The following is a 2296-nucleotide window of genomic DNA, read 5'->3' on the forward strand; positions in this document are numbered from 1 at the left end:
TGTACGCTGCTGATACACTTTTAACTCTCCACTAAATGGAGTGCGCTCAGCAATTTCAACCACATTATGCCTAAAGCTTGGCGGGAAGTGCCCTTTCTCGCGAGTGATTTTGCCATCGGAGAACGTGACTTTTAAAATAGGTCGATCTACTGCGACCAGCCAAAAGATTAAAATTGATGCAACAATAACGACGTACAGCATAGGCGCTCCCTACTAGGGTCAGTTGACCCTAATCAAGTAATTTGGACAAATCTTCTTTTAGACTATTCACTGCTTTGCTCGCTTTTTCACTGCGCGACGCCTCTGATAACAAATATTCAATCGCATCAGATAAAGTACAACCAAGCTCATTCGCTCTGTGTGATAGTTTCTCCCATACCCGATAATCAAGATCGATAGACTTTTTCTTAGTATGGATTTGCTCAGCATTAAAGTGACGCTTACGTTTAGCTCGAATCGCCTGCTTGAGCTTATTGTCTAGCTCTGGCGACATATGTTGCTCAATCCACTCAAGAACTTTCGTTGGCTCATGCTCTATTTGACGTAGCTCATGAATCGCAGCATCGGCTTCACTGGTATCAACGTAACTGGTGATAGTTTCACCGGCCTTCCACTTGTTGATCAAATAATTCCATTTCCAACCACATTCTAAGTTTTCAAGCTGTTGATATTTCATTGTAAAGCCATTCCGTTAACGTCCCAGGTGACAGCGTAACCCTAACTAACCCAAGTTACAATCCCATTTTTAGTTGAAAAGCGATCAAGATCATCAGATAAATTATCTGTATCTCCCGAAACGGTTTTTCTATATAATTTTCATCCATTTTAAGTACATGAATTGATTTAATGAACCAAGAAAGCTGGCATGCTGTCACGCCACAATATTCTCAATATGACGCGCAGATCCAACGATTTGATGAGATAGAAAAAGTCGATTTTTTTAATATCCAACCTCGTCTCAAACAATCACTGAAAACCCTAGCCACAATAGAGGGCTTTAGCCGCTTACTTGTTATCAATTCTGCTGACAACTCCTTCTACCGCAACTTGATTAAAGATGGTTTACAAGCACTTGTAGGCAGCAAGCCTGTGGAAACGAGTGAGTCTTTAAGCATTTCAACGCTACTAGGTTCATACACCTGTAACGATTGCGGTGAGATCGTCACTTCAAACCAAGGATTGCTAGACAAAGCTAACGGCGGCTATTTAGTGATACCAGTAACCTTACTATTGGCTAACCCTGCAAGTTGGCAAACTTTGAAGTCCGTATTGCTTGGGCAGGTCGTCAGCCCTGTAAATGCAGACCCTCGTAAACTTGCGACTAACCCACCATCGCAAACCTACGACATAAAGATCGTTATGGTCGGTGATCGTCACCAAATCGCAGATTTCGAATATTTAGAGCCTGAACTGTACACTGGTCTAGCTATGTTCACCGAAATCGAAAATGAACTAGCACTTAACAGCGAAAGTATTACACAGTTGCTAGGTTTCATCGCGTGGATTATTCATACATACAAGCTACCCACTCTCTCGTTCGGCGCCATACATCGACTAATGAATGCTGGCGCGCGCTATACCGAAGATCAGCACTATATGCCAATCGAGATCCTTTGGTACTTGTCACTGTTCCAAGAGGCCCTAGTCACCTCGAACAACAAAGTCATCTCAGAGCAAGACCTTGAACAAGCCATAGAGGCAAAATATCATCGTGAAGCCTACCTCCCAGAAAGAGCTCTCGCAGACATCACTGACGGCCAAGTCATCATTGAGACTCAAGGTGAATGTATCGGCCAGGTCAATGGCCTAACCGTTATTGACGTGCCAGGGCATCCTATGTCGTATGGTGAGCCTGCACGAATATCATGTGTCATTCATTTTGGTGATGGCGATATCTCAGATGTAGAACGTAAAGCCGAACTTGGTGGTAACTTACACGCTAAAGGCATGATGATCATGCAAGCCTTTGTTAGCAGTGCACTACAACTTGACGAGCCGCTGCCCTACTCAGCCTCAGTCGTGTTTGAGCAGTCGTACAGTGAAGTTGATGGGGATAGTGCCACACTTGCTGAGCTTTGCTCTTTCGTCTCTGCTCTATCTGAGTACCCGATAAACCAGCAAATCGCGGTAACTGGCGCTGTTGACCAATTTGGCCGCGTTCAAGCTGTTGGCGGCCTAAACGAAAAAATCGAAGGCTTCTATCACGTATGTAAACTTCAAGGCTTAACTGGCGAACAAGGTGTAATCTTACCTAAGTCTAACCTTATCCATTTGTCTCTGAACAAAGACGTGGTAG

The 2296-nt window shown here is 43.9% G+C and carries 3 protein-coding genes; 1 reads left to right on the top strand and 2 read right to left on the bottom strand.

Annotation, left to right across the window (positions count from 1 at the left end; all coding sequences use genetic code 11):
- Both QTO00_RS18310 and matP read right to left on the bottom strand, forming a co-directional pair.
- The coding region (locus tag QTO00_RS18310; protein ID WP_331426052.1) for a DUF3634 family protein at positions 1-201 on the bottom strand (201 nt) is incomplete at its 3' end.
- A 28-nt stretch (positions 202-229) separates the two neighbouring features.
- Positions 230-676, bottom strand: a complete 447-nt coding sequence (gene matP, locus QTO00_RS18315; protein ID WP_038203066.1) for a macrodomain Ter protein MatP — start codon at positions 674-676, stop codon at positions 230-232.
- Positions 677-846: 170 nt separating this feature from the next.
- Here matP and QTO00_RS18320 point away from each other — a divergent pair.
- On the top strand, positions 847-2296 hold a 1450-nt coding region (locus QTO00_RS18320; RefSeq protein ID WP_331426053.1), incomplete at its 3' end, for a Lon protease family protein.

This window comes from Vibrio sp. M260118, assembly GCF_036533755.1.
In the GTDB taxonomy this organism is placed as follows: domain Bacteria; phylum Pseudomonadota; class Gammaproteobacteria; order Enterobacterales; family Vibrionaceae; genus Vibrio.

Coding starts and splice junctions, on each gene's coding strand:
- matP (WP_038203066.1), bottom strand. CDS start 676: ATGAAATATCAACAGCTTGAAAACTTAGAATGTGGTTGGAAATGGAAT.